General features: G+C 72.4%; 21 protein-coding genes. 5 read left to right on the top strand and 16 right to left on the bottom strand.

All coding sequences use genetic code 11. The features are described from left to right. Positions 1 to 18: 18 nt before the first annotated feature. The 8 genes from dksA to D466_RS0110060 all read right to left on the bottom strand — a co-directional run bounded on the left by dksA (position 19) and on the right by D466_RS0110060 (position 7,729). Positions 19 to 507 carry an RNA polymerase-binding protein DksA gene (gene dksA, locus D466_RS0110095; protein WP_018913600.1) on the bottom strand — a complete coding sequence of 163 codons (489 nt, stop codon included), beginning with the start codon at positions 505 to 507 and terminating at the stop codon, positions 19 to 21. Between the two features lie 475 nt (positions 508 to 982). Further along, positions 983 to 2,047: a GTP-binding protein gene (locus D466_RS0110090; protein ID WP_018913599.1), complete on the bottom strand. Its 1,065-nt coding sequence runs from the start codon at positions 2,045 to 2,047 to the stop codon at positions 983 to 985. Positions 2,048 to 2,154: 107 nt separating this feature from the next. Beyond that, a complete protein-coding gene (locus D466_RS0110085) occupies positions 2,155 to 3,336 on the bottom strand; it encodes a class I SAM-dependent rRNA methyltransferase (RefSeq protein ID WP_018913598.1) in 1,182 nt (393 codons plus the stop codon). A gap of 20 nt (positions 3,337 to 3,356) precedes the next feature. Then, the gene (locus D466_RS0110080) at positions 3,357 to 4,367 is read right to left on the bottom strand and encodes a tyrosine recombinase XerC (protein WP_018913597.1); all 1,011 of its coding nucleotides are present in this window, start codon (positions 4,365 to 4,367) and stop codon (positions 3,357 to 3,359) included. A gap of 3 nt (positions 4,368 to 4,370) precedes the next feature. Continuing rightward, positions 4,371 to 5,033 carry a DUF484 family protein gene (locus D466_RS0110075; RefSeq protein ID WP_018913596.1) on the bottom strand — a complete coding sequence of 221 codons (663 nt, stop codon included), beginning with the start codon at positions 5,031 to 5,033 and terminating at the stop codon, positions 4,371 to 4,373. Between the two features lie 19 nt (positions 5,034 to 5,052). Beyond that, on the bottom strand, positions 5,053 to 5,934 hold the full coding sequence (dapF, locus tag D466_RS0110070; protein ID WP_018913595.1) for a diaminopimelate epimerase: 882 nt from the start codon (positions 5,932 to 5,934) through the stop codon (positions 5,053 to 5,055). 29 nt (positions 5,935 to 5,963) lie between these two features. Next, complete coding sequence (locus D466_RS0110065) at positions 5,964 to 6,857, bottom strand: hypothetical protein (protein ID WP_018913594.1); 894 nt, start codon at positions 6,855 to 6,857, stop codon at positions 5,964 to 5,966. Beyond that, a complete protein-coding gene (locus tag D466_RS0110060; RefSeq protein WP_018913593.1) occupies positions 6,854 to 7,729 on the bottom strand; it encodes a lysophospholipid acyltransferase family protein in 876 nt (291 codons plus the stop codon). Before D466_RS0110060 ends, D466_RS0110065 begins: the two co-directional genes overlap by 4 nt. A 227-nt stretch (positions 7,730 to 7,956) precedes the next feature. Here D466_RS0110060 and metK point away from each other — a divergent pair, with 227 nt between their 5' ends. The 5 genes from metK (at position 7,957) to D466_RS0110030 (ending at position 14,779) form a co-directional block, all read left to right on the top strand. After that, positions 7,957 to 9,162 (top strand): methionine adenosyltransferase, encoded by a 1,206-nt coding sequence (gene metK / locus D466_RS0110055; protein ID WP_018913592.1) that lies wholly within the window; start codon positions 7,957 to 7,959, stop codon positions 9,160 to 9,162. A 220-nt stretch (positions 9,163 to 9,382) separates the two neighbouring features. Further along, positions 9,383 to 10,801, top strand: a complete 1,419-nt coding sequence (gene ahcY / locus D466_RS0110050; protein WP_018913591.1) for an adenosylhomocysteinase — start codon at positions 9,383 to 9,385, stop codon at positions 10,799 to 10,801. Between the two features lie 5 nt (positions 10,802 to 10,806). Then, entirely contained in the window at positions 10,807 to 11,640 is an 834-nt protein-coding gene (gene metF, locus D466_RS0110045) for a methylenetetrahydrofolate reductase [NAD(P)H] (protein ID WP_018913590.1), read from the top strand. A 329-nt stretch (positions 11,641 to 11,969) separates the two neighbouring features. Next, the gene (locus tag D466_RS0110035; RefSeq protein ID WP_081629909.1) at positions 11,970 to 13,565 is read left to right on the top strand and encodes an AMP nucleosidase; all 1,596 of its coding nucleotides are present in this window, start codon (positions 11,970 to 11,972) and stop codon (positions 13,563 to 13,565) included. Positions 13,566 to 13,654: 89 nt separating this feature from the next. After that, positions 13,655 to 14,779 carry a hypothetical protein gene (locus tag D466_RS0110030; protein WP_018913588.1) on the top strand — a complete coding sequence of 375 codons (1,125 nt, stop codon included), beginning with the start codon at positions 13,655 to 13,657 and terminating at the stop codon, positions 14,777 to 14,779. 22 nt (positions 14,780 to 14,801) lie between these two features. Here the strand turns inward: D466_RS0110030 and D466_RS0110025 are convergent, their stop codons facing one another. From D466_RS0110025 to D466_RS0109990, 8 genes are read right to left on the bottom strand one after another with little or no spacing between them, the layout of a single operon-like run. Beyond that, on the bottom strand, positions 14,802 to 15,632 hold the full coding sequence (locus D466_RS0110025) for an inositol monophosphatase family protein (RefSeq protein ID WP_018913587.1): 831 nt from the start codon (positions 15,630 to 15,632) through the stop codon (positions 14,802 to 14,804). Between the two features lie 43 nt (positions 15,633 to 15,675). Then, the gene (gene nadB / locus D466_RS0110020; protein WP_018913586.1) at positions 15,676 to 17,277 is read right to left on the bottom strand and encodes an L-aspartate oxidase; all 1,602 of its coding nucleotides are present in this window, start codon (positions 17,275 to 17,277) and stop codon (positions 15,676 to 15,678) included. Positions 17,278 to 17,284: 7 nt separating this feature from the next. Further along, positions 17,285 to 18,133 carry a pantoate--beta-alanine ligase gene (gene panC / locus D466_RS0110015; protein ID WP_018913585.1) on the bottom strand — a complete coding sequence of 283 codons (849 nt, stop codon included), beginning with the start codon at positions 18,131 to 18,133 and terminating at the stop codon, positions 17,285 to 17,287. A gap of 12 nt (positions 18,134 to 18,145) precedes the next feature. Further along, complete coding sequence (gene panB / locus D466_RS0110010) at positions 18,146 to 19,009, bottom strand: 3-methyl-2-oxobutanoate hydroxymethyltransferase (protein ID WP_026285116.1); 864 nt, start codon at positions 19,007 to 19,009, stop codon at positions 18,146 to 18,148. Positions 19,010 to 19,011: 2 nt separating this feature from the next. Continuing rightward, positions 19,012 to 19,872, bottom strand: a complete 861-nt coding sequence (locus tag D466_RS0110005) for a segregation/condensation protein A (protein WP_018913583.1) — start codon at positions 19,870 to 19,872, stop codon at positions 19,012 to 19,014. Positions 19,873 to 19,888: 16 nt separating this feature from the next. Further along, positions 19,889 to 20,086, bottom strand: a complete 198-nt coding sequence (locus D466_RS0110000; protein ID WP_018913582.1) for a DUF3460 family protein — start codon at positions 20,084 to 20,086, stop codon at positions 19,889 to 19,891. A gap of 50 nt (positions 20,087 to 20,136) precedes the next feature. Then, positions 20,137 to 21,216, bottom strand: coding sequence for a lipopolysaccharide heptosyltransferase I (gene waaC, locus D466_RS0109995; protein WP_018913581.1), 1,080 nt, complete (start codon positions 21,214 to 21,216; stop codon positions 20,137 to 20,139). Next, positions 21,213 to 22,148: a Kdo hydroxylase family protein gene (locus tag D466_RS0109990; RefSeq protein WP_231385691.1), complete on the bottom strand. Its 936-nt coding sequence runs from the start codon at positions 22,146 to 22,148 to the stop codon at positions 21,213 to 21,215. The genes waaC and D466_RS0109990 overlap by 4 nt, the downstream gene beginning before the upstream one ends. Between the last annotated feature and the right edge of the window lie 18 nt (positions 22,149 to 22,166).

Here is a 22,166-nt window from a genome sequence, read left to right as displayed (position 1 = left end):
GCGCCGGGCGGTCCGGACTCAGTCCCCGAACATCTTCTGCTTCATCTCGCGGCGCTGCTGGGCTTCCAGCGACAGCGTGGCCGTGGGGCGCGCCAGCAGTCGGCCGATGCCGATGGGCTCGCCCGTCTCCTCGCACCAGCCGTATTCGCCGCTGTCGATCAGCGCCAGCGCCTGCTCGACCTTCTTCAGCAACTTGCGCTCGCGGTCGCGTGCGCGCAACTCCAGCGCATGCTCTTCCTCGATGGTCGCGCGGTCGGCAGGATCGGGCACGAGCAGCGTGTCCTCGCGCAGGTGCTCGGTGGTCTCGCCGGCGCTGCGCAGCAGTTCGCCGCGCAGCGTGGCCAGGCGGTGGCGGAAGAACTCGAGCTGCGCCGCGTTCATGTATTCGCCTTCGGGCATCGCGAGCACTTCGGCGTCGCTCAGGTCCCGGGGCGACTTCGACTTCCAGGCGTTGGCCAGCTTGGGGTCGGCGTGGGTCGGTGCGGTGGAGGTGGCGACGGTGCTCATGACGTTGGCTGCGTTGGACGATGCGGAGTTGCGGCCCGCGGCGGGCTCGGGATGCGACGCGGCCGGCAGTGTAGCTGGAGCGGATGACGCGCGCGCGGCGGCCGAACCGGATGGCCGGCGCGCGGCGGTCTTGCCGCCCGCGCCGGGTGCCGCAGGTGCTGCGCGTGTGCTCTTGGCCACGATTCATCCCCCTGTGGACGTTGTAGCACCTGTGCCCTCGCGGGCCGCAGGCGGCTGTTGCTTGGATGCAACCTTGCGCGTGATTCCGGCATGAGTTGCCGGCCCAGGCGCCCCTGGCGCCCCAGGCACGACTGGCGCCCCAGGCACGACTGCACGCGCTGCCCACGCGCCGTCCGCGCCCTGGGCCGTGCCCATGCCGGCCAGCCCGGAGCGAAGACCAAAAACCGGCGGATTATAAGCGCAGCCGGCGCAGGCGCCGGATCCTGCCCGCCGGGCGCGGTGCCGCGGCCAGCCTTCAGGCCGCCAGCGACTGGCGCAGGCCCTGCTCGATGATGTCGCGAGGCAGGTCGATGCCGATGAACACGATGCGGCTCTCGCGCGGCTCCTGCGGGCCCCAGGCTGCCGCCAGGTCGCTGCCCATGAGCTGGTGCACGCCCTGGAACACCACCTTGCGATCGATGCCACGCATGTTCAGCACGCCCTTGTAGCGCAGCATGCGCGGGCCGTAGATCTGCACGATGGTGCCGAGGAACTCCTCCAGCTTGGCCGGCTCGAAGGGCTGGCTGGCCCGGAACACGAAGGATTTGACGTCGTCGTCGTGGTGATGGTGGTGCGCGCATTCGGGGCCGTGCTCGTGGTCCTCGGCGCAGGCATGGTCGTGGTCGTGACCGTGGTGGTGCTCGTGCTCGTGCTCCTCCTCGCGCAGGAACTCGGGGTCGATCTCCAGGCGGGCGTTGAGGTTGAAGCCGCGCAGGTCCAGCACCTCCTTCAGCGGCACCTCGCCGAAATGCACCAGCTTCTGCGGCGCGCGCGGATTCATGCGCCGCAGGCGCTGCTGCAGCTCGGCCAGCGCGGCGGCGTCGACCAGGTCGGACTTGGAGATGAAGATGCGGTCGGCGAAACCCACCTGGCGCTGGGCTTCCAGCCGGTGGTCGAGCTGCTGATGCGCGTGCACGGCGTCGACCAGGGTGACGATGGAGTCCAGCAGGTACTGGCTGGCCACGTCGTCGTCCATGAAGAAGGTCTGCGCCACCGGACCGGGGTCGGCCACGCCGGTGGTCTCGATGATCACGCGGTCGAACATCAGCTCGCCGCGGCGCCGGCGCTGCGCCAGGTCGCTGAGGGTGGCGCGCAGGTCGTCGCGGATGGTGCAGCAGATGCAGCCGTTGGACATCTGCACGATCTGCTCCTCGCGCTCCTGCACGAGGATCTCGTTGTCGATGTTCTCCTCGCCGAACTCGTTCTCGATCACCGCGATGCGCGAGCCGTGCGCCTCGCCGAGCACGCGCTTGAGCAGCGTGGTCTTGCCGCTTCCGAGGAAGCCGGTGAGGATGGTGGCGGGAATGAGGGCGGACGACATGGCGCAAGGGTCGGGCAAGGGGTTTTCGGGGCCGCCGCCGCGGCGGCGGCGCGGGGCGCGGCGCGGTTCGCGCGCCCCCGGTCCGCCAGTGTAAGCCGGAGCGCGTTTCAGCGCGCGCGCAGCAACAGGCCCTTCAGGTACTCGCCCTCGGGGAAGCTCAGCAGCAGCGGGTGGTCGGGCGCGGCGCCCACGCGTTGCACGATGTCGGCATCGCGCCCGGCGTCCACCGCCGCGCCGGCCACCACGCTCTGGAACAGAGGGGCGTCGATGCCCCCGGAGCACGAGAAGCTGAACAGCCAGCCGCCCGGGCGCAGCAGGCCCAGCGCCAGGCGGTTGATGTCCTTGTAGGCGCGCGTGGCGCGCGGTGCCTGCGCCACCGTGGGCGCCAGCTTCGGAGGGTCGAGCACGATGGCGTCGAAACGCTCGCCGGCCTCGCGCAGCTCACGCAGCACCCGCCCGACGTCGGCCTGGCGCAAGGGATTGCGCGCCGGATCGAAGCCGTTGCCGCGCAGGTGCTCGGCGGCCAGCTCCAGCGCCGGGCCGGAGGAGTCCACGGTGATCACCTCTTCGGCGCCGCCGGCCAGCGCCGCCAGCGTGAAGCCGCCGGTGTAGCCGTAGCAGTTCAGCACCCGCCGCAGCCCGCGCTGGCGCACCAGTTCGCGAAAGCGCAGGCGGTTGTCGCGCTGGTCGAGGTAGAAGCCGGTCTTGTGTCCGCCGGCCACGTCCACGTGCAGGCGCATGCCGTGTTCCTCGATGTCCACGCGGCTGGAGCCGTCGCCGTGCAGCCAGCCGCTGCGCTCGGGCAGGCCCTCGCGCTCGCGCACGCCCACGTCGGAGCGCTCGTGGATGCGCAGCCCGGGCAACTCGTCGCGCAGCGCCTGCAGCAGGGTCTCGCGCCAGCGCTCGGCGCCGGCGCTGAGCAACTGCACCACGGCGACGTCGGCGTAGCGGTCGACCACGAAACCCGGCAGGCCGTCGGCCTCGCCCCACACCAGGCGCGCGGCGCGCAGGTCGATGCCCAGGTCGTGGCGCCGCGCGATCGACGCGCGCAGGCGCTCGTGCAGGAAATCGCGGTCGATGCGCTGCGCCGGGTCGAAGCTCCACATGCGCAGGCGGATCTGCGAGGCCGGGCTGTAGGCGGCCCAGCCCAGCAGTTGGCCCTCGTGCGATTCCACGCGCACGGTCTCGCCGCTGTCGGCGCCGCCGCGCGCGATGGCGCCGGCGAAGATCCAGGGGTGGCGGCGCAGCACGGCGCGCTCTTTGCCGGGGTGCAGGCGGATGACTTTCACGGGGATGCGGGGTTGCGGTTTCAGCGCGGCTTGCGCGCGCGGGGATGGGCCTGGTCGTAGACCTTGGCCAGATGCTGGAAGTCCAGCCGGGTGTAGATCTGGGTGCTGGCGATGCTCGAATGCCCCAGCAGCTCCTGCACGCCGCGCAGGTCGCCGCTGGACTGCAGCAGGTGCGAGGCGAAGGAGTGCCGCAGCATGTGCGGGTGCACCGCGACCGGCAGGCCGGCCTGCAGCGCGCGCCGGCGCAGTTCCTCGCGCACCCGCTGGGCGCTGATGCGCAGCCCGCGAGGGCCCAGGAACAGCGCCGCGCGGTCGCCCGCCGCCGCCCCTTGCGGCGGCTCGCCGCGCAGGCGCAGCCATTCGCGCAGGGCCTGCATGGCCTGCTGGCCCACCGGCACGCTGCGCCGCTTGCCGCCCTTGCCCAGCACGTGCGCCTCGGCGCCGTCCCAGTCGATCCAGCCCAGCGACACATGCTCGGCGCCGCGCACCGGGCGCAGGTCCAGCCCCACCAGCTCGGACACGCGCAGGCCGCTGGAATAGAGCAGCTCGGTCATCGCGTGGGCGCGCGCGTCGGCGCGCGCATCGGCAGGCGCGGCAGGTGGGTCGGAGGGCGGGGCGCCGGCGGCCAGCGCCACCGCGTGCTCCACGCTCAGCGCCTTGGGCAGCGGGCGCTGCGCGCGCGGGGCGCGCAGTTCACGCGCCGGGTCGCTGCGCAGCAGGCCCTCGGTGCCCATCCAGCGCAGCAGGCCGCGCCAGGCCGACAGGCGGGCGGCGATGGCGCGCGGGCTCATGCCCTGCGCGTGCAGCGCGGCGGCCCAGGCACGCAGGTGGCGCGCCTGCAGCGCATCGGCGTCCACGCCGGCCTGGGCGGCGCGCAGGCACAGGTCGCGCAGGTCGCGCCGGTAATTGACCAGGGTGCGCGGCGCCAGGCGCCGCACTTGTTCCAGGCGTTGCAGGTGCCGCTCGCAGGCCTGCGCCAGCTGCGGCGCCGCGGCCGCGGCGTCGGGAACGGCAGGCCGCGGCGCCGGCACGGCTCAGGCCCGCGGCAGCAGGCGCAGCAGCGCGGAAGACGCGACCTCGCCCAGGCGGGCGAGGAATTCGGTGCCCATGTCCGCGGTGAAGCGATCCGACTGCTGCGAGCCCAGGACCAGCAGCCCGAAGGCGGCCGATTGCGGGTCGGCGCGCAGCGCCACCAGCGCCAGCGACTGCGGCGGCGCGTCCAGCCAGCGCGCGGCCTCGAATCCGGCATTGGCACCGCAGAAGGGCTGGCTCAGGCTGCTGGCCAGCACGGGAATGTCCTCGCCCACCGGGGCGGCCTCGGCCAGCGCGGAGAACTCGGGGCTCAGGCCCCACAGGCGCAGCGCCGCGAGCGGCATGTCGAAGCGCTGGCGCAGCTGCTCCACCGCGCTGCGCGGCAGCGCGGCGGCGTCGGGCTGCTCCAGCAGCGCGCGCGCCCAGCCCAGCAGCCGGCCCGACAGCGCCTCGTTGTCGGCGGCGTTGCGCATCATCTCGGCCAGGCGGTGCTCCAGCGCGCGCATCTTGTCGCGCAGCATCTCGATCTGGCGCTCCTGCAGCGACACCGCACGGTTGCCGTGGGGGCTGGCCAGTTGCACCGTCGCCAGCAGCTCGGCGTGGCGTTCGAAAAAGTCGGGGTGCTCGGCCAGGTAGGCGGCGAGGTCCTGTTCGCTGAGTTCCATCGGGTTCCTTCCAGAAGATTCAGGCCGCCGCCGGCGGCGCGGCCAGCGCATCGAGGTCGATGCTGGCGTCGAACACGTGCACCGCGGGCCCGCTCATCAGCACCGGATGGCCCGGGCCCTGCCAGGCGATGCCCAGCTCGCCTCCGCGTGCCTGCACGCGCACGGGGCTGCTCAGCCAGCCGTGGCGCATGCCCGCCACCGCCGCCGCGCAGGCGCCGGTGCCGCAGGCCAGGGTCTCGCCGGCGCCGCGTTCCCACACGCGCAGGCGCGCGTGGTGCGGATCCAGCACCTGCAGGAATCCGGCGTTGACCCGCTGGGCGAAGCGCGGGTGGCGCTCCAGGCGCGGGCCCACGAGGCCCACGGGCGCGCGGTCGACGTCGTCGACCCGCTGCACCGCATGCGGGTTGCCCATGGACACCACGCTCAGGCGCAGCAGGCCGTCGTCCAGCGGCAGATCCCAGCGCGGCAGATCGCCCTCCGGCGTGCAATGCAGGCCGGATGCGTCGAAGGGAATCTCGGCGGGGTCGAAACGCGGCGGGCCCATGTCCACGCGCACCTCGCCGTCCTCGCCCATGCTCGGCTCGATGATGCCCGAGCGCGTGAGCACGCGCACCGTGCGCTTGGTCGTCAGCCCGCGCAGGCGCACGAAGGCGACGAAGCAGCGGGCGCCGTTGCCGCATTGCTCGACCTCGCCGCCGTCGGAATTGAAGATGCGGTAGCGGAAGTCCACCTCGGGCCCGGGGGGAGCCTCCACCACCAGGATCTGGTCGGCGCCGACGCCGAAATGCCGGTCGGCGAGCAGGCGCAACTGCTCCGGCCGCAGCGCGAAGGGCTCTCGGGTGGCGTCGATGACCACGAAGTCATTGCCGGCGCCGTGCATCTTGGCGAAATGCAGGACCATGGAGGAGGCGGTGGGAGTACGTGGCCCGGTCAGTACAGCGGCGGCTCGCCCGGCGGGCGGGTCTTGAAGCGCTTGTGCACCCAATGATATTGGCTGGGCATCTCCAGCACACGCTGCTCGATGAAACGGTTCAGGCGCGCCAGTTCGGCGTCGATGTCGGCGATGCGCCCGTCGCGCAGGGCCGGGTAGCCTTCCCAGGCGGGGTGAATGGTCACCTCGTAGCCGCGCGCGCCGGGCAGCATGCGAGCCACCACCGGGTACACGCGGGCGCGGGCCGAGGCGGCCAGGCGAGGCACCACGTCCAGCGTGGCCGCGGGCACCCCGAAAAAGGGCACGAAGCGCGAATGCTTGGGCCCGAAATCCATGTCCGGCAGGGTGTAGAAGGGCGTGTGCCGACGCAGCGCCCGCAGCATGCCGGTGGCGCCTTCGTGGCGCGAGACGATGCGCTCGGTGGCGAAGCGGCTGCGCCCGCTGAGCACCCAGCGGTCCAGCGCCTGCGACTTCTGCGGCGTGTACATGCCCGACAACGGCCGGCGCGCGGCCAGGGTCAGCGCGGTCCACGCGGCGTCCATGCCCTCGAAGTGCAGGCCCACCAGCAGCACCGCGCCCTCGCCGTGCAGCGCCTCGTCCACCGGGCCGCGCAAGTGCAGCAGGCGGCGCAGGCGCCGCGGGCCGCCCCACCACAGCAGGCCGCGGTCGAGCAGCGCGCGCGCCACGCACACGAAGTGTTCCCGCGCCACGGCTTCGCGCTCGCGCGCGCCCCATTGCGGGAAACACAGCTCCAGGTTGCGCAGCGCGATGCGCCGACGCCTGCGCGCGAGCAGCCACAGGAGCCTGCCCAGCGCCCAGCCCAGCGCGGCCTGTACCGGGTAGGGCAGCCAGTGCAGCAGCCACAGCAGCGCCAGCAGCAGGCGAGTCATCATGGCGAGGCCTCCGGCCCGGCGGGCGGCAGCGGCGCTCCGGCCGGAACCTTGTAGCGGTTGTAGCCCCACAGGTACTGGCGCGGGCAGGTGCGCACCAATTCCTCGATCTCGCGGTTGAGCCGCGCCGCGGCCTGGCGCGGGTCCTCGGGCAGCGGCCCCTGCAGCGCCCGCAAGTTCAGCCGGTAGCCCGCGCCGCGCGGCAGGCGCTCGGCCACGGCGAACACGATGCGCGCGCCGGTGAGCCGGGCCAGGCGCACCGGCAGGGTCATGGTGTAGGCGGGCCGGCCGAAGAACGGCGCCCACACGCCGTCCCCGGCCGACGGCGCCTGGTCGGGCAGCATGCCCACGGCCTCGCCGTTGCGCAGCGCGCGCAACAGCGGGCGCATGCCCGCCACGCTGGCCGGCGCGGTGCGCAGGTTGTGGCGCAGACGCGCCCCGGCCAGGGGGTTCAGCCAGGCCTTGTGCGGCGGCCGGTACAGCACGGTGATCGGCCCCCACTGCGCGGCCACCTGGGCCGCGACCTCGAAACAACCCAGGTGCGGGGTCAGGTAGAGCACGCCGCGTCCCTCGGCCCAGGCCTGCTCGACCGCCTCGCGTCCGCTCACCCGCACGCGCCGCACGGCGGCGCCGGCTCCGTCGCGCAGCCACACGAAGGGCAGCTCGCCGGCCATGCGGCCGGCTTCCATCGCCGCCCTCAGCGCGAGCGCGCGCGAGGCGAAGCCTGCCTGCGCGAGGTTGTGGCGCAACACCCGGCGATAGCGCGGCGAGGCGGCGTACACCAGCAGGCCGATCACGCCGCCGCCGGCCTGCAGCAGGCCCAGCGGCAGCAGCGACAGGACGCGGAACAGGCGCAGCATGGCGGAAGGCGGCATCAGGGCAGGGGGCGGGCAAGCCGTGCATGTTAGCGAGGGCCATGCGGCGGCGTCCGGCACGCGCGGCCTCGAGCGGCCTATAATGCACGGTGTCGCCGAGTTAATGACAACTTGCGGGGCGACAAGCCGGCAGGCCCTGAGCCACCGGCCGTGGGAACCGCTAAAGCGTCGGCATGCAGCAGGCCCGAGGCGGTTCCACCACCGCAGTACCTTTCCGGAGCCCGCGCATGGCCGTTCTGCCTTCTTCCTCGCACCTGTTCACGTCCGAGTCGGTCTCGGAGGGTCACCCCGACAAGGTGGCCGACCAGATCTCCGACGCGATCCTCGACGCCCTCATCGAACAGGACCCGCAATCGCGCGTGGCCGCCGAAACCCTGGCCAACACCGGGTTGATCGTGCTGGCCGGCGAGATCACCACCCGCGCGGTGGTCGACTACATCCAGGTCGCGCGCAACACCCTGCAGCGCATCGGCTACGACAACGCCGATTTCGGCATCGACCACAAGAGCTGCGCGGTGCTGGTGGCCTACGACAAGCAGAGCCCCGACATCGCGCGCGGTGTGGACCGTGCGCAGGACGACGACCTCGACCAGGGCGCCGGCGACCAGGGCCTGATGTTCGGCTACGCCTGCGACGAGACCCCGGAGCTGATGCCGGCGCCGATCTATTACGCCCACCGTCTGGTCGAACGCCAGAGCCAGCTGCGCCGCGACGGGCGCCTGCCCTGGCTGCGCCCCGACGCGAAAAGCCAGATCACCTTCCGCTACGAGGGCGGGCTGCCGGTGGGCATCGACACCGTGGTGCTGTCCACCCAGCACGCGCCCGACATCGAGATGGGGCAGCTGCGCGAGGCGGTGATCGAGGAGATCATCAAGCCGGTGCTGCCCGCGCACTGGATGCGCAACCCGGTGAAGTACCTGATCAACCCGACCGGTCGTTTCGTGATCGGCGGCCCGCAGGGCGACTGCGGCCTGACCGGGCGCAAGATCATCGTCGACACCTACGGCGGCGCGGCCCCGCACGGCGGCGGCGCCTTCTCCGGCAAGGACCCGAGCAAGGTCGACCGCTCGGCCGCCTACGCCGCGCGCTACGTGGCCAAGAACATCGTGGCCGCGGGCCTGGCCAAGCGCTGCCTGGTGCAGGTTTCCTACGCCATCGGCGTGGCCCAGCCGACCAGCATCATGGTGACCACCCAGGGCACCGGCGTGGTGGACGATGCGCGCCTGGAGCAACTGGTGCGCCAGCACTTCGACCTGCGTCCGCGCGGCATCATCCGCATGCTCGACCTGCAGCGTCCGATCTACGCCAAGAGCGCGGCCTACGGGCATTTCGGGCGCGACGAGCCGGAATTCACCTGGGAGGCGGTGGACAAGGCGGCGGCCCTGCGCGCCGACGTCGGCCTCAGCCCGGAGGTGCCGGTGGCGGCGGCCTGATTACAATTCCCGGACCCCGAGGAGCGTTGCAACGCCCGCAGCACGGGGCGCGCGTGGATCGCGCGCCCATGCCGTGGGTCGCCAGGCTCGGGGGCCGTTGACGTCGGCGGCGCCGCGATGCGCGTGCGCCGCCCATGCAACCGCGCTCACCCTACCCGTGCCCGTCACGGCGATGCGGTGTGCATCCCCTGGCGGGCCCACGTTTCGCGGAGATTCCGACATGAACGCTGTGGCTTCGAACGCTTCCTCCCCCGATTTCGTGGTCGCCGACCTCGGCCTGGCCGAGTGGGGCCGACGCGAGATCCGCATCGCCGAGACCGAGATGCCGGGCCTGATGGCCATCCGCGAGGAATTCGCGGCGCAGCAGCCGCTGCGCGGCGCGCGCATCACCGGCAGCCTGCACATGACCATCCAGACCGCGGTGCTCATCGAGACCCTGCAGGCGCTGGGCGCGCAGGTGCGCTGGGCCTCGTGCAACATCTTTTCCACCCAGGACCACGCGGCGGCGGCCATCGCCGCCAGCGGCACCCCGGTGTTCGCGGTCAAGGGCGAGAGCCTGGAGCAGTACTGGGAGTACACCCACCGCATCTTCGACTGGGCGGACGGCGGCTACTCGAACATGATCCTGGACGACGGCGGCGACGCGACGCTGCTGCTTCACCTGGGCGCCCGCGCCGAAGCCGATCTGGCGGTGCTCAGCCACCCCACCAGCGAAGAGGAACGGGTGCTGTTCGCGGCCATCCGCGCCCAGATCAAGGCCGACCCCAAGTGGTACTCCACGCGCCTGGCGCACGTGCGCGGCGTCACCGAGGAGACCACCACCGGCGTGCACCGCCTCTATCAGATGCACCAGCGCGGCGAGCTGCGCTTCCCGGCGATCAACGTCAACGACAGCGTCACCAAGAGCAAGTTCGACAACCTCTACGGCTGCCGCGAGAGCCTGGTGGACGGCATCAAGCGCGCCACCGACGTGATGGTGGCGGGCAAAGTCGCGGTGGTCTGCGGCTATGGCGACGTGGGCAAGGGCTCGGCGCAGGCGCTGCGCGCGCTGTCCGCGCAGGTCTGGGTGACCGAGGTCGACCCCATCTGCGCGCTGCAGGCCGCCATGGAAGGCTACCGCGTGGTGACCATGGACGAGGCCTGCCCGCAGGCCGACATCTTCGTCACCGCCACCGGCAACTTCCACGTCATCACCCACGAGCACATGGTGCGCATGAAGGACCAGGCCATCGTGTGCAACATCGGCCACTTCGACAACGAGATCGACGTCGCCTCGCTGGAGCAGTACCGCTGGGAGGAGATCAAGCCCCAGGTCGACCACATCATCTTCCCCGACGGGCGCCGCATCATCCTGCTGGCCAAGGGGCGCCTGGTGAACCTGGGCTGCGGCACCGGGCACCCCAGCTACGTGATGAGCTCGAGCTTCGCCAACCAGACCATCGCGCAGATCGAGCTGTTCACCCGCACCGAGCAGTACCCGGTGGGCGTGTACACCCTGCCCAAGCACCTGGACGAGAAGGTGGCCCGCCTGCAGCTGCGCAAGCTCAACGCGCGCCTGACCGAGCTGACGGACCAGCAGGCGGCCTACATCGGCGTGCCCAAGGAAGGCCCGTACAAGTCGGCGCATTACCGCTACTGAGCAGCATGGACCTCGCCCACCTCAGTTTCGAGTTCTTCCCGCCCAAGACCCCCGAGGGCGCCGACAAGCTGCGCGCGGTGCGCCGGCGCCTGTACGCCTGCGCGCCGGAGTTCTGTTCGGTGACCTTCGGCGCCGGCGGCTCCACGCAGGAGGGCACGCTGGGCACGGTGCTGGAGATCGCCGCGGAGGGCATGCGCGCGGCGCCGCACCTGTCGTGCATCGGCGGCAGCCGCGACAGCGTGCGCGCGCTGCTGCAGCGCTACCGCGACGAGGGCATCCGGCGCATCGTGGCGCTGCGCGGCGACCTGCCCTCGGGCTACGGCCTGGGAGGCGAGTTCGCCCACGCCGCCGACCTCGTGGCCTTCATCCGCGAGCACACGGGGGACTGGTTCCACATCGAGGTCGCCGCCTATCCCGAGATGCACCCGCAGGCGCGCAGCCCGGCCGACGACCTGAAGCACTTCGTGGCCAAGATGCGCGCTGGCGCGAACTCCGCGATCACCCAGTACTTTTTCAACGCCGACGCGTATTTCCGTTTCGCCGACGAGGTCCGCAAGGCGGGTGTCGAGGCGCCGGTGGTGCCGGGCATCATGCCGGTGACCAACGCCAGCCAGATGCTGCGCTTCTCCGAGGTCTGCGGCGCCGAGGTGCCGCGCTGGATCCGGCTGCGCCTGCAGTCCTTCGGCGACGACCGTGCCTCCATCGTGGAATTCGGGCGCGACGTGGTGGCCGAGCTGTGTTGCCGGCTGCTGGCCGGCGGTGCGCCGGGGCTGCACCTGTACACCCTGAACCAGGCCGAGGCCAGCCTGGGAGTCCTGGAACGCGTAAGGGCGGGGTGAGGGGTGCCCCCTTCGTCGCCGGGGGCGGCCCCGGCTCCGTCCCCCCGAGGGGGACGCACCCCGCCTTGGGGCGGCCCTGCGGCGGGTGTGCTCTCGGCAGCGGGGCGTGGTGCAGGAACTGGCCGCGTCGGGCGGGGTGGGAAAGCCACTCTGCCTTGGGGCGGCCCTGCGGCAGGAGGTTTCCTGGCATTGGGGGAGTTGCGCGTTTGCGGGAGATTTTCAGGCGGGCTCCAGAGGCTCCAGAGGCTCCAGAGGCTCCAGAGGCTCCAGAGGCGCCTGAGGCGGCTGGTGGGGGTGGGGGGGATTGGGGGGGCTGCTAAGCTCGGCGCATGAGCGAAGCTGTTTCGAACGAGCGAGTCCCCGACGAGGGTTCCGGGCCCTTGCCGGAGCCGGTGCCGCTGGGCGGCGTGGCGCGGCCCGCGCTGGCGGGCGAGGCGGCGCAGTCCAGCCATGTCAGCGCCGAGTCGGCGCTGGCGCATGTGCAGGCGCTGTACGCCGACGGCGTGGCGCGGCTGCACGAGGCGCTGCGCGACACGGTGCGCGGCGCGCCTCCGGCGCAGCGGGTGCGTGCCTTCTATCCGCGGGTGCGCCTGGTCGCGCAGGGGCATCCGAGCCCCGAGGCGCTGGCCGATTCCCTGCCCAGCTACGGCTTCGTCTCGGCCCCCGGGGTGTTCGAGGCCACGCTGACCCGGCCCGACCTGTTCGCCGACTACTACCGCGAGCAGTTCGAGCTGCTGCTGCGCAACCACGGCGCGCCGTTGCAGGTCGGCCCCAGCGAGGTGCCCATCGCGCTGCCCTTCACCTTCGACGAACACACGCGTTTCGAGGCCGAGCTGGACGCCGCGGCGCGCCGCGAACTGCTGGCGCGCTTCGACATGCCCGACCTGTCGGCCATGGACGACGGCATCGCCAACGGCACCTTCTCGCCGGCGCCCGGGCAGCCCCGTCCGCTGGCGCTGTTCAATGCGCCGCGGGTCGACTATTCGCTGCAGCGCCTGCGCCACTACACCGGCTGCTCGGCCGAGCATTTCCAGAATTTCGTGCTGTTCACGAACTACGGCTTCTACGTCGACGAGTTCGTTCGCATGGCGCGCGAGATGATGGCCGAGCCGGCTGGACACGCGCAGGACTACCTGGCGCTGGTCGAGCCGGGCAACGTCATCACGCGCCGCGCCGGCACCCCGCCCTTGCCCGGCGACGCCGGCCAGCCCCCGGCGCGCATGCCGCAGATGCCCGCCTACCACCTGGTGCGCGGGGACCGCTCGGGCATCACGCTGGTGAACATCGGCGTGGGCCCCTCCAACGCGCGCACCATCACCGACCACGTGGCCGTGCTGCGCCCCCACACCTGGCTGATGCTGGGGCATTGCGCGGGGCTGCGCAGCAGCCAGCAACTGGGCGACTACGTGCTGGCCCACGGCTACGTGCGCGAGGACCACGTGCTGGACGAAGACCTTCCGCCGTGGGTGCCCATTCCGGCGCTGGCCGAGGTGCAGGTGGCGCTGCAGCAGGCGGTGGCCGAGGTCACGCGCCTGCAGGGGCTGGAACTCAAGCGGGTGATGCGCACCGGCACGGTGGCCACCACCGACAACCGCCACTGGGAACTGCAGCCCTTCGGCGGGCCGCTGAGCACGCCGCGCCTGCGCTTTTCCCAGAGCCGTGCGATTGCGCTGGACATGGAAAGCGCCACCATCGCCGCCAACGGTTTCCGCCTGCGCGTTCCCTACGGCACGCTGCTGTGCGTCAGCGACAAGCCGCTGCACGGCGACCTGAAATTGCCCGGCATGGCCGACCGCTTCTACCGCGAACGTGTGGGCCAGCACCTGCGCATCGGCCTGCGCGCGCTGGAGATCCTGCGCGGCCAGCGCATGGAACGCCTGCACAGCCGCAAGCTGCGCAGCTTCGACGAGGTAGCTTTCCAGTAGCTCCGCGTTGATCGCGCGCAAGCCCGCCCGCGGCTTCGCGCGCATCGGCTATACCTCAGCGAGTCGCCGTCGCGCACGAGGAGCCGAGCATGCGAGCCATCCTGTCGTGGAACTCCATCCGCGCCACCCGCGCGCACTGGCGCGCACTGCTGGTGACGGCGCTGTGGGGCGGGCTGCTCGCCCCTTGCGCCTTCGCCGGCACCGGAATCTACTGGAATTTCATCAACAACAGTTCCGAGGACGTGGTTCTGCATCCGCAGCCCTCCGACTCCCACGGCTGCTGGGATTCATCCACCTTTCCCGACGGCACGCGGGTTCCGGCCGACAGCGCGATCCTGGTCTACATGGAGCGCATCGGCTGCGTGGATTCGGACTTCAGCGTGGAAGTCAGCGGCGGGGAATACGACGGGGCGGTGGCCAGGCTGTGGACCGACAACCAGGAGTCGTACCACGTGGCGGTACGGCGCAACGTGAAAGTCGCGCACAGCGACAAGGCGATCTCGATCCCGCCCTATATCGCCATCGGGACCAGCGATGCGCGCATGGACACGCAAATCCGGTTCACCGGCGCGGGCTACTACGACACCGTGGCCGCCTGGGTGATCTTCGCGCGCGACGGCGCCCCGCTGCCACCCGGCAGTTGGCGCCAGAGCTGTCTGGGCAGCCAGGACGGGGCATCCGGGCGGCTGACGGCCGACTGCATGGATGCGTTCCGGAACACGCACCTGGACACGTGGCTGGACTACGGCAGTCTGTGCGAGCCCGGCTCGACGGTGTCCAACGACCAGGGTTCGCTGCGCTGCGACCAGCTCGCGCAGGCGGTGCCGCGCGGCAGCTACCTGGACACCTGCAGGCCTTTCGGCTTCGACGCGGCCGAGGGACTGCTGCAGGCAATGTGCTCCGATGCGCGAGGTGCCGAGCAGCCGAGCAGCCTGGAGGTCTACTACCGCTGCGCGCCGGGCAGCCCGCTATCCAACCGGCAGGGGCAGATGGTTTGCGACCAGGCATTCATGCCCGCCGGGTCCTATCGTGATCAATGCCACGACCCGCGCTACGACGACGGCGTGCTGAGGGCCGACTGCAGGACCTTCGTGCCGCTGCCCGCCCAGCTGCTGGACTACCAGGCCACTTGCGCGCCGCGCAGCACGGTGAGTCTGGACACCCGCATCAACAAGCTGGTCTGCGACCGGCCGAAGACGGCGCCGGCACATTGAGCGGGCTGCCGGGCGACGGAGCTCAGCCCTGTCCGGCGCCGGCCACCCAGTCGGCCCAGTCGCGCAGCAGCGAGGGATCCACCGCGGCCAGCGCCGAGCGCTTGCGCAGCGAGTTTTCGAACACCGCCTCGCCCTGCAGGGTCTGCGAGGCGCCTCCGGCCTCGGCGAGGATCAGGCAACCGGCGGCGTAGTCCCACAGGCCCTGCGCCCCGTGCACGTACAGGTGGAAGCGTCCGGCGGCCACCCAGCACCAGTCCAGCGCCACCGAGCCGAGCGAGCGCTGCGAGGCGTAGGGCGGGCGGGTGGCCAGGCTGGCGGCCAGCGGCGCGCCCAGGCGCTTGAAGTCCACGCAGGCGATGGCGCGCTGCATGCGCGGCGCCGGCGGGCAGCGCAGGGCCTGCCCCTGCAGGCGCGCGCCGTGGCCCAGCGCGGCGTCGAAGAGTTCGTCGCGCATGACGTCGAGCACCAGCCCGAGGCGCACGCGCCCGGCCTGCACCCAGGCCAGCGAGGGGCCGAAGGCGGGGAGGCCGGCGGTGAAGTTGCTGGTCCCGTCCAAGGGATCGAGCACCCACAGGCCGGGGCCGTCGGGCGCGCCGGCCTCGGCGGCCATCAGGCTGCTTTGCTGCTCCGGGCTCATTTCCTCGCCCAGCAGCGGCACCGCGGGCCAGCCTTCGGCCAGGCGCGCCTGCAGGTGGCGCTGCATGCCCAGGTCGGCGTCGGTGACCCAGCTGCCGTCGTCCTTCAGGCGGGCCCGCGGCTCGGCCGCGCGGGGCAGGATGTGTTCGCGGGCCGCCTCGCGCAGCAGCGCGCCGAGGGCGTCCAGGTCGTCGGGGCGGGGCAGGTGTCGGGGCATGGTGCGATTCTCGCGCGGCGGGGCGTCGTTGCGGGGTCCGGGCTCAGGACTCGCCCGCCGGTGCTCCCGGCACCAGGATGGTGGGTGCCGCCGGCGCCGCGGTGCGCGGCCAGTCGGCGCTGAAGTGCAGGCCGCGGCTTTCGTGGCGCAGGCGCGCCGAGCGCACGATCAGCTCGGCCACCTGCAGCAGGTTGCGCAGCTCGAGCAGGTCGCGGGTGACGCGGAAATTGGCGTAGAACTCCTGCACCTCGGCCTGCAGCAGCGCGATGCGGTGGGCGGCGCGCTCCAGGCGCTTGTCGGTGCGCACGATGCCCACGTAGTTCCACATCATGCGCCGCAGTTCGTCCCAGTTGTGGCTGATCACCACCAGTTCGTCGGCGTCGCTGACCCGGCTCTCGTCCCAGTCGCGCAGGCTCGGCACCCGCGCGGGTGCCTCCTGCGCGATGGCCTGCGCCGCCGCCGTGCCGAACACCACGCATTCCAGCAGGGAGTTGCTCGCCAGGCGGTTGGCGCCGTGCAGCCCGGTGTAGGCCACCTCGCCGATGGCGTGCAGCCCCGGCAGATCGGTGCGCCCGGCCAGGTCGGTGAGCACGCCGCCGCAGGTGAAGTGCACCGCCGGCACCACCGGAATGGGCTCGCGCGCGATGTCGATGCCCAGTTCCAGGCAGCGCTGGTGGATGGTCGGGAAATGGTGCCGGATGAACTCCTCGCCGCGCGCGGTGATATCCAGGTACACGCAGTCGATGCCGTGGCGCTTCATCTCGAAATCGATGGCGCGCGCGACGACGTCGCGCGGCGCCAGCTCGGCGCGCTCGTCGTGCGCCGGCATGAAGCGCGTGCCGTCGGGCAGGCGCAGCACGCCGCCCTCGCCGCGCACCGCCTCGGAGATGAGGAAGCTCTTGGCCTTCGGGTGGTACAGGCAGGTGGGATGGAACTGGATGAATTCCATGTTCGCCACCCGACAGCCCGCGCGCCAGGCCATGGCCACGCCGTCGCCGCTGGCCGTGTCCGGGTTGGTGGTGTAGCGGTAGACCTTGCCGGCGCCGCCGGTGGCCAGGATGGTGTGCGCTGCGCCGAATACGTCCACGCGTCCGCTGTCCAGGTCCAGCGCGTAGGCGCCCCAGCAGCGGTCCTGGTGCCCGTCCTCGACGTGGCGCCCGGTGATCAGGTCCACCGCCACGTGGTTCTCCAGCAGGCGGATGCGCGGGTGGGCGCGCGCGCGCGCCAGCAGCGTGCGCTGGATGGCCGCGCCGGTGGCGTCGGCCACGTGCGCGATGCGCCGCTGGCTGTGGCCGCCCTCGCGGGTCAGGTGCAGCTGGCCCTGCTCGGTATCGAAGGGCACGCCCTGCGCGCGCAGCCATTCGATGGCCCGGGGTCCCTGCTCGATGACGAAGCGCGTGGCCGGCAGGTCGTTGAGCATGGCGCCGGCCACCAGCGTGTCGTGCACGTGGGACTCGAAGCTGTCGCCGCTGCCCAGCACCGCCGCGATGCCGCCCTGCGCCCACTGGCTGGAGGAGATTTCCAGCTCGCGCTTGGCCAGCAGGGTCACGGGCATGCGGTCGGCCAGCTGCAGCGCGGCGCTGATTCCGGCCAGGCCGCCGCCGATGATCAGCACGCCGTCGGAGAAAGAATCGCTTGCGGCCATGGCTCGCTCAGAATTCCAGGTTGTCGATCAGGCGCGTGCGCCCCAGGCGGGCGGCCCCCAGCACCACCAGGTGGGCGGCCAGGCGCAGCTCCTCGGGCCGCTGCGGCGCCTGCAGGTCGGCGCGCCTGCGCACGCTGAGGTAATCGGGCTCCCAGCCCAGCTCGCGCAGACCCTGCCCGGCCTCGGCCTGCGCCTGGCGCAGCTGCCCCAGGTCGGCGCAGGCGCGCGCGCGCGCCGCCAGCTCGCGCAGCGCGCGCGCCAGCTGCGGCGCCCGTACGCGCTCGTCCGGGCCGAGGTAGCCGTTGCGCGAGGACAGGGCCAGCCCGTCCTGCTCGCGCACCGTGTCCAGGCCCTCGATGCGCACCGGCAGCGCGAACTGCTCGACCATGGCGCGGATCAGCATGAGCTGCTGGTAGTCCTTCTTGCCGAACACCGCGGCGGCCGGCTGCACCAGTTGCAGCAACTTGAGCACGACGGTGGTGACGCCCTCGAAATGCCCGGGGCGCGACGCGCCCTCGAGTTCGCCAGCCAGGCTCGGGTCCGGGCGCACGTGGAAGGTCTGCGGCGCCGGGTACATCTCGGCCTCGTCGGGCGCGAACAGCAGGTCGCAGCCCGCCTGCTCGAGCAGTTGCGCGTCGCGCTGCAGCGTGCGGGGGTAGCGGTCGAAGTCCTCGCCGGGGCCGAACTGCAGGCGGTTGACGAACACGCTGGCGATCACCGGCGCGCCGAGTTCGCGCGCCCGCGCCACCAGCGCCAGGTGGCCGGCATGCAGGTTGCCCATCGTGGGCACCAGCACGGGCCGGGGCCCGGGGGACAGCGCCTCGCGCAGCGCGGCGCGGCTGTGCAGCATGCGCATCGGACGGATTCCTCAGGCGGCGTAGCCGTGCAGCGCCTCGTCGGGGAAGGCGCCGGACTTGACGTCGCGTACGTAGGCCAGCACGGCCGCGCGCATGCTGCCCGCGCCGAGCATGAAATTGCGCACGAAGCGCGGCTTGGGGCCCAGCGTGATGTCCAGCATGTCGTGCAGCACCAGCACCTGGCCGTGGGTGCGCGCGCCGGCGCCGATGCCGATGGTCATGCCGGGGAACTCGACGCTGAGCTGGGCGGCCAGATCCGAGGGCACGAGTTCGAGCACCAGCATCGCCGCGCCGGCCTGGCCGAGTTCGCGCGCCTGGCGCAGCAGGGTTCGTGCGCCCTGTTCGTCGCGTCCCTGGATGCGGTAGCCGCCGAGCGCGTGCACGCTTTGCGGCGTCAGCCCCAGATGCGCGCACACCGGGATGCCGCGCTCCACCAGCGCGGCCACCACCGGCGGTGTCCAGCCGCCGCCTTCGAGCTTGACCATCTGCGCGCCCGCCTGCATCAGCGCCGCGGCGCTGCGCACCGCCTGCGCCACGTCGGCCTGGTAGCTGCCGAAGGGCAGGTCGGCCAGCACCCAGGAGCGCGGCGCGCCGCGCGCCACGCAGCCCACGTGGTAGCTCATCTGTTCCAGGCTCACGGGCAGCGTGGAGGCGTGGCCCTGCATGACCATGCCCAGCGAATCGCCCACCAGCAGGCAGTCCACGCCGCAGTCCTCCAGCAGCGCCGCGCTGGCGGCGTCGTAGGCGGTGAGCATGGCGATCTTCTCGCCCGCCTCGTGCATCGAGCGCAGGCGGTGCAGGGTCATGGGCTTGCGGCTGGCGGCGGCGGCCGCGCCGCCGTAGGGCGCGCTACCCTGGGAAGGGGATTCGGACATGGTCAGGAAGGGGTGTAGGCCAGGCGCAGGTACAACGGCGCGAAGGCCTCGGCCTGGGTGATCTGCACCAGGCCCTCGCGCGCCAGCTCCAGCAGCGCCACGAAGGTGACCACCGCGTGAAGCACGCCCTGCGTCGGCTCGAAGAGATCGGTGAACTCGGCCCAGCGGCGGTCCTGCAGGCGCCGCAGCACGCCGCTCATGACTTCGCGCATGGAGATCTGCTCGCGCCCGATGGTGTGGTGCGCGTTCAGGCGCGCGCGGCGCAGTACGTCGGCCCAGGCGCTGCGCAGCTCGTCCACGCCGAGCTCGGGCAGCAGCGAGCGGGGCGTGCGCTCCACCGCCACCTGCACGCGCCAGAAATCGCGTCCGGCCTGCGGTAGCGCGTCGAGCTGCTGGGCCGCCAGTTTCATGCGCTCGTACTCGAGCAGCCGGCGCACCAGTTCGGCGCGCGGATCCTCGGGTTCGCCGCCGTCGGGCGCCGGCGGGCGCGGCAGCAGCATGCGCGACTTGATCTCGATGAGCATGGCCGCCATCAGCAGGTACTCGGCGGCCAGCTCCAGGTTGGTGCGCCGGATCTGCTCCACGTACTCGAGGTACTGGTGCGTGACCTGGGCCAGCGGGATGTCCAGGATGTTGAAGTCCTGGCGCCGGATCAGGTAGAGCAGCAGGTCCAGCGGCCCCTCGAAGGCCTCGAGAAAGACCTCCAGCGCATCGGGGGGGATGTACAGGTCCTGCGGCAACGCGAACAGCGGCTGCCCGTACAGCCGGGCCACCGCCAGGCCGTCGACGGTCTGCGGCAGCGAGTCCGCGGCCACGGCGAGCGCCTGCTCGGGGCCGCCGGCACCGGAGATCGCGCTGGACAACGCAGGGCTCCGCGGCTCAGTCGATGCCGTACACGTAGGCCTTCTGGCGCACGCGGGCGGCGTCGAATCCGGCACGCAGCTGGGAGTCCTGCGGACGATCCCACAGCATCGCGCGCCCGGCCTTCTGCTCGGACTCGAGCTCGGGACGCTGCGACTTCAGTTCCTGCAGGAAACGCGTGGCTTCGGACACGTAGGGTTTGACGGCGAAGGGCATGGGCGTCGTTCCGGGGAAGGAGGGGTCGGCAATTCAGGGAATGTGCAATCTTAGGCGGTTTGCGAGTCCGGGTCCGGGCCGGCGTCCAGCAGGGCCCGTGCCGCTTCGCAGGCCGCCCCGGACGTCGGCACCTGCCCATAGCCCCCGAGGGTGCGGCTGAGCTGCTCCGCCTCGGGGCTGAACAGTTCCGGGCCGGTGCTCGTGAACAGCATGAGCAGCGGGCGCGCCAGCGCGGCAGCCAGGTGGCTGAAGCCGCTGTCCACGCCCACCACCAGGCGCGCGCCGGCGAGCAGCCGGGCCATGTCGCTCAGGCTCCCGCGCGGCGCCAGGCTGGCGCCGCCGGCCGGCCAGGCGGCGATCAACGCCAGCGCGCGCTCGCGCTCCTCGTCGCTGCCCCAGGGCAGCACCAGGCGCAGGCCGCGGCCGAGCAGGCACTCGCCCAGGGCGAGCCAGTGCTCCCGCGGCCAGAGTTTCTCGGGCTTGGACGCACCGTGCGCGAACACCGCGTAGGCCCCGTCCGGGCCCGCGCCGGACGCCGCTTCGGCGAAAGCCTGGCGAATGCCGTAGCGCGGCGGGCCCGACGGCTCGGTGCCGAACACGGCCTGCGCGAACAGGCGCCGGCCGAGGGTGCCGTGCACCCCCGGCGGACGCGCGTAGTGGCGGTCGAACAGGCGCGCGGCCAGAGGCTCGCCGCCGCAGTCGGCGGCGCGGTAGCCCACGCGCAGGCCGCCGGGCCGCAGGCGCGCCAGGCGCGCCACCAGCGCGCTCTTGAGCACGCTTTGCGGGTCCCAGACGATGTCGAAGCGCTGCTCGCGCAGGCCGCGCAGTTCCCGCAGCAGCGCGGGCAGCGCGCCGGCGCGGCCTTGCTGCACCTCCTTGAGCGCCAGGGCATGCACGCGGTGCACCCCCGGGTGCAGGCGCGGAATCTCGGCGAATCGCCGGTCCACCGCCCAGTGCAGGCGCAGCGCCGGCCAGCGCGCCAGGATGTCCGAGACGGCGGGCAGGGTCTGCACCTGGTCGCCCATGGCCGACAGCTGCACCAGCAGCACGCGGGCGGGCGCGTCGCCGCGCGGCCCGGCCCACAGCGGCTGCGGGCGCGGCGCCGCGCCCGGCGGCGGCACGGCGCTCACGGGTGTCGCGCCGGCACGCCGAGCTCATGCCCGAGCAGGCGCTCGAGCACGCGCAGCGGCGCGGTGGACGGCACCAGCTGGTCGTCGGGGTGCAGGTAGAAGGTCTGTTCCATCATGTGCTGCCCGCCCATGACGGCGTGCAGCACCTGGTCGGAGAACACCACCCAGGTGCTGCCGGGCGCGAAGTCCACCGCGGCCTGCGGGGCGTCGCGCTGGTAGTCCAGGTCGGCCTTGGCCAGGTCGTGCAGTTGCAGCATGGCATGGTCGTAGGGTGTGCGCACCGCCTTGGTCACGCGCAGCAGGCGCAGCAGGCGCGCCGAGCCGGGCAGGGGCGGGCGCAGGCGCGGCGCGAAGCGCAGGGCGAAGTCGCCGAAGGCCTCGCCGACCCGCCACTGGCGCGCTCGCGCGCCGGGGTGCACGTTGGTGAACACCCGCAGCAGGCGCACGCCGCGCATCGGGTTGGAGGGGAAGGCGTCCACGTGCAGCCGGGTGTCGTCCTGGCGCCAGGAGCGGTTGCGGGTCTCCACCTCGAAGGGGCGCAGCGAGGCGTTGCCGGGGCGCAGCTTGCCGCGGTACTGGGGGAACAGGCGATCCACCAGTTGCGCCGATTGCAGCGCGAAGCGCTCGATCAACGCGCGCAGCGCCTGCAGATCGGCCGCCTCGCCCTGCGCGCCGCGCAGTTCGCCGGAGCCGCGCAGGCTGATGTTCTTGGCGTTGCCGTTGCTCCAGCGCGGGTCCAGGAAGCGCGCCTCGCCCTCGCGCAGCACGAAGGGCATGTGCGGGAAGCGCAGCACGCAGCCGCCCTCCACCAGGTGCTCCAGGTGCCGGCTCGGCCCCTGCTCGTAGGCGGTGTCGTCGAAATCGCGCAGCGCCTGCTGCGGCAGCGGTTGCTCCGGCGGGCGCCCCTGGGGCAGGGTCATCGGGCCTGACATCGCGATTCCTTCGGACGA

The organism is Thiomonas sp. FB-6 (genome assembly GCF_000377645.1).
In the GTDB taxonomy this organism is placed as follows: domain Bacteria; phylum Pseudomonadota; class Gammaproteobacteria; order Burkholderiales; family Burkholderiaceae_C; genus Thiomonas_A.
This window is presented reverse-complemented; position numbering and strand designations above follow the sequence as displayed.

Coding starts and splice junctions, on each gene's coding strand:
- D466_RS0110060 (WP_018913593.1), bottom strand. CDS start 7,729: ATGCCGCCTTCCGCCATGCTGCGCCTGTTCCGCGTCCTGTCGCTGCTG.
- D466_RS0110075 (WP_018913596.1), bottom strand. CDS start 5,033: ATGGAACTCAGCGAACAGGACCTCGCCGCCTACCTGGCCGAGCACCCC.
- panB (WP_026285116.1), bottom strand. CDS start 19,009: ATGTCCGAATCCCCTTCCCAGGGTAGCGCGCCCTACGGCGGCGCGGCC.
- D466_RS0110065 (WP_018913594.1), bottom strand. CDS start 6,857: ATGATGACTCGCCTGCTGCTGGCGCTGCTGTGGCTGCTGCACTGGCTG.
- metF (WP_018913590.1), top strand. CDS start 10,807: ATGGACCTCGCCCACCTCAGTTTCGAGTTCTTCCCGCCCAAGACCCCC.
- metK (WP_018913592.1), top strand. CDS start 7,957: ATGGCCGTTCTGCCTTCTTCCTCGCACCTGTTCACGTCCGAGTCGGTC.
- D466_RS0110035 (WP_081629909.1), top strand. CDS start 11,970: ATGAGCGAAGCTGTTTCGAACGAGCGAGTCCCCGACGAGGGTTCCGGG.
- D466_RS0110000 (WP_018913582.1), bottom strand. CDS start 20,086: ATGCCCTTCGCCGTCAAACCCTACGTGTCCGAAGCCACGCGTTTCCTG.
- D466_RS0109990 (WP_231385691.1), bottom strand. CDS start 22,148: ATGTCAGGCCCGATGACCCTGCCCCAGGGGCGCCCGCCGGAGCAACCG.
- dksA (WP_018913600.1), bottom strand. CDS start 507: ATGAGCACCGTCGCCACCTCCACCGCACCGACCCACGCCGACCCCAAG.
- panC (WP_018913585.1), bottom strand. CDS start 18,133: ATGCGCATGCTGCACAGCCGCGCCGCGCTGCGCGAGGCGCTGTCCCCC.
- D466_RS0110090 (WP_018913599.1), bottom strand. CDS start 2,047: ATGTCGTCCGCCCTCATTCCCGCCACCATCCTCACCGGCTTCCTCGGA.
- ahcY (WP_018913591.1), top strand. CDS start 9,383: ATGAACGCTGTGGCTTCGAACGCTTCCTCCCCCGATTTCGTGGTCGCC.
- D466_RS0110030 (WP_018913588.1), top strand. CDS start 13,655: ATGCGAGCCATCCTGTCGTGGAACTCCATCCGCGCCACCCGCGCGCAC.
- D466_RS0110025 (WP_018913587.1), bottom strand. CDS start 15,632: ATGCCCCGACACCTGCCCCGCCCCGACGACCTGGACGCCCTCGGCGCG.
- nadB (WP_018913586.1), bottom strand. CDS start 17,277: ATGGCCGCAAGCGATTCTTTCTCCGACGGCGTGCTGATCATCGGCGGC.
- dapF (WP_018913595.1), bottom strand. CDS start 5,934: ATGGTCCTGCATTTCGCCAAGATGCACGGCGCCGGCAATGACTTCGTG.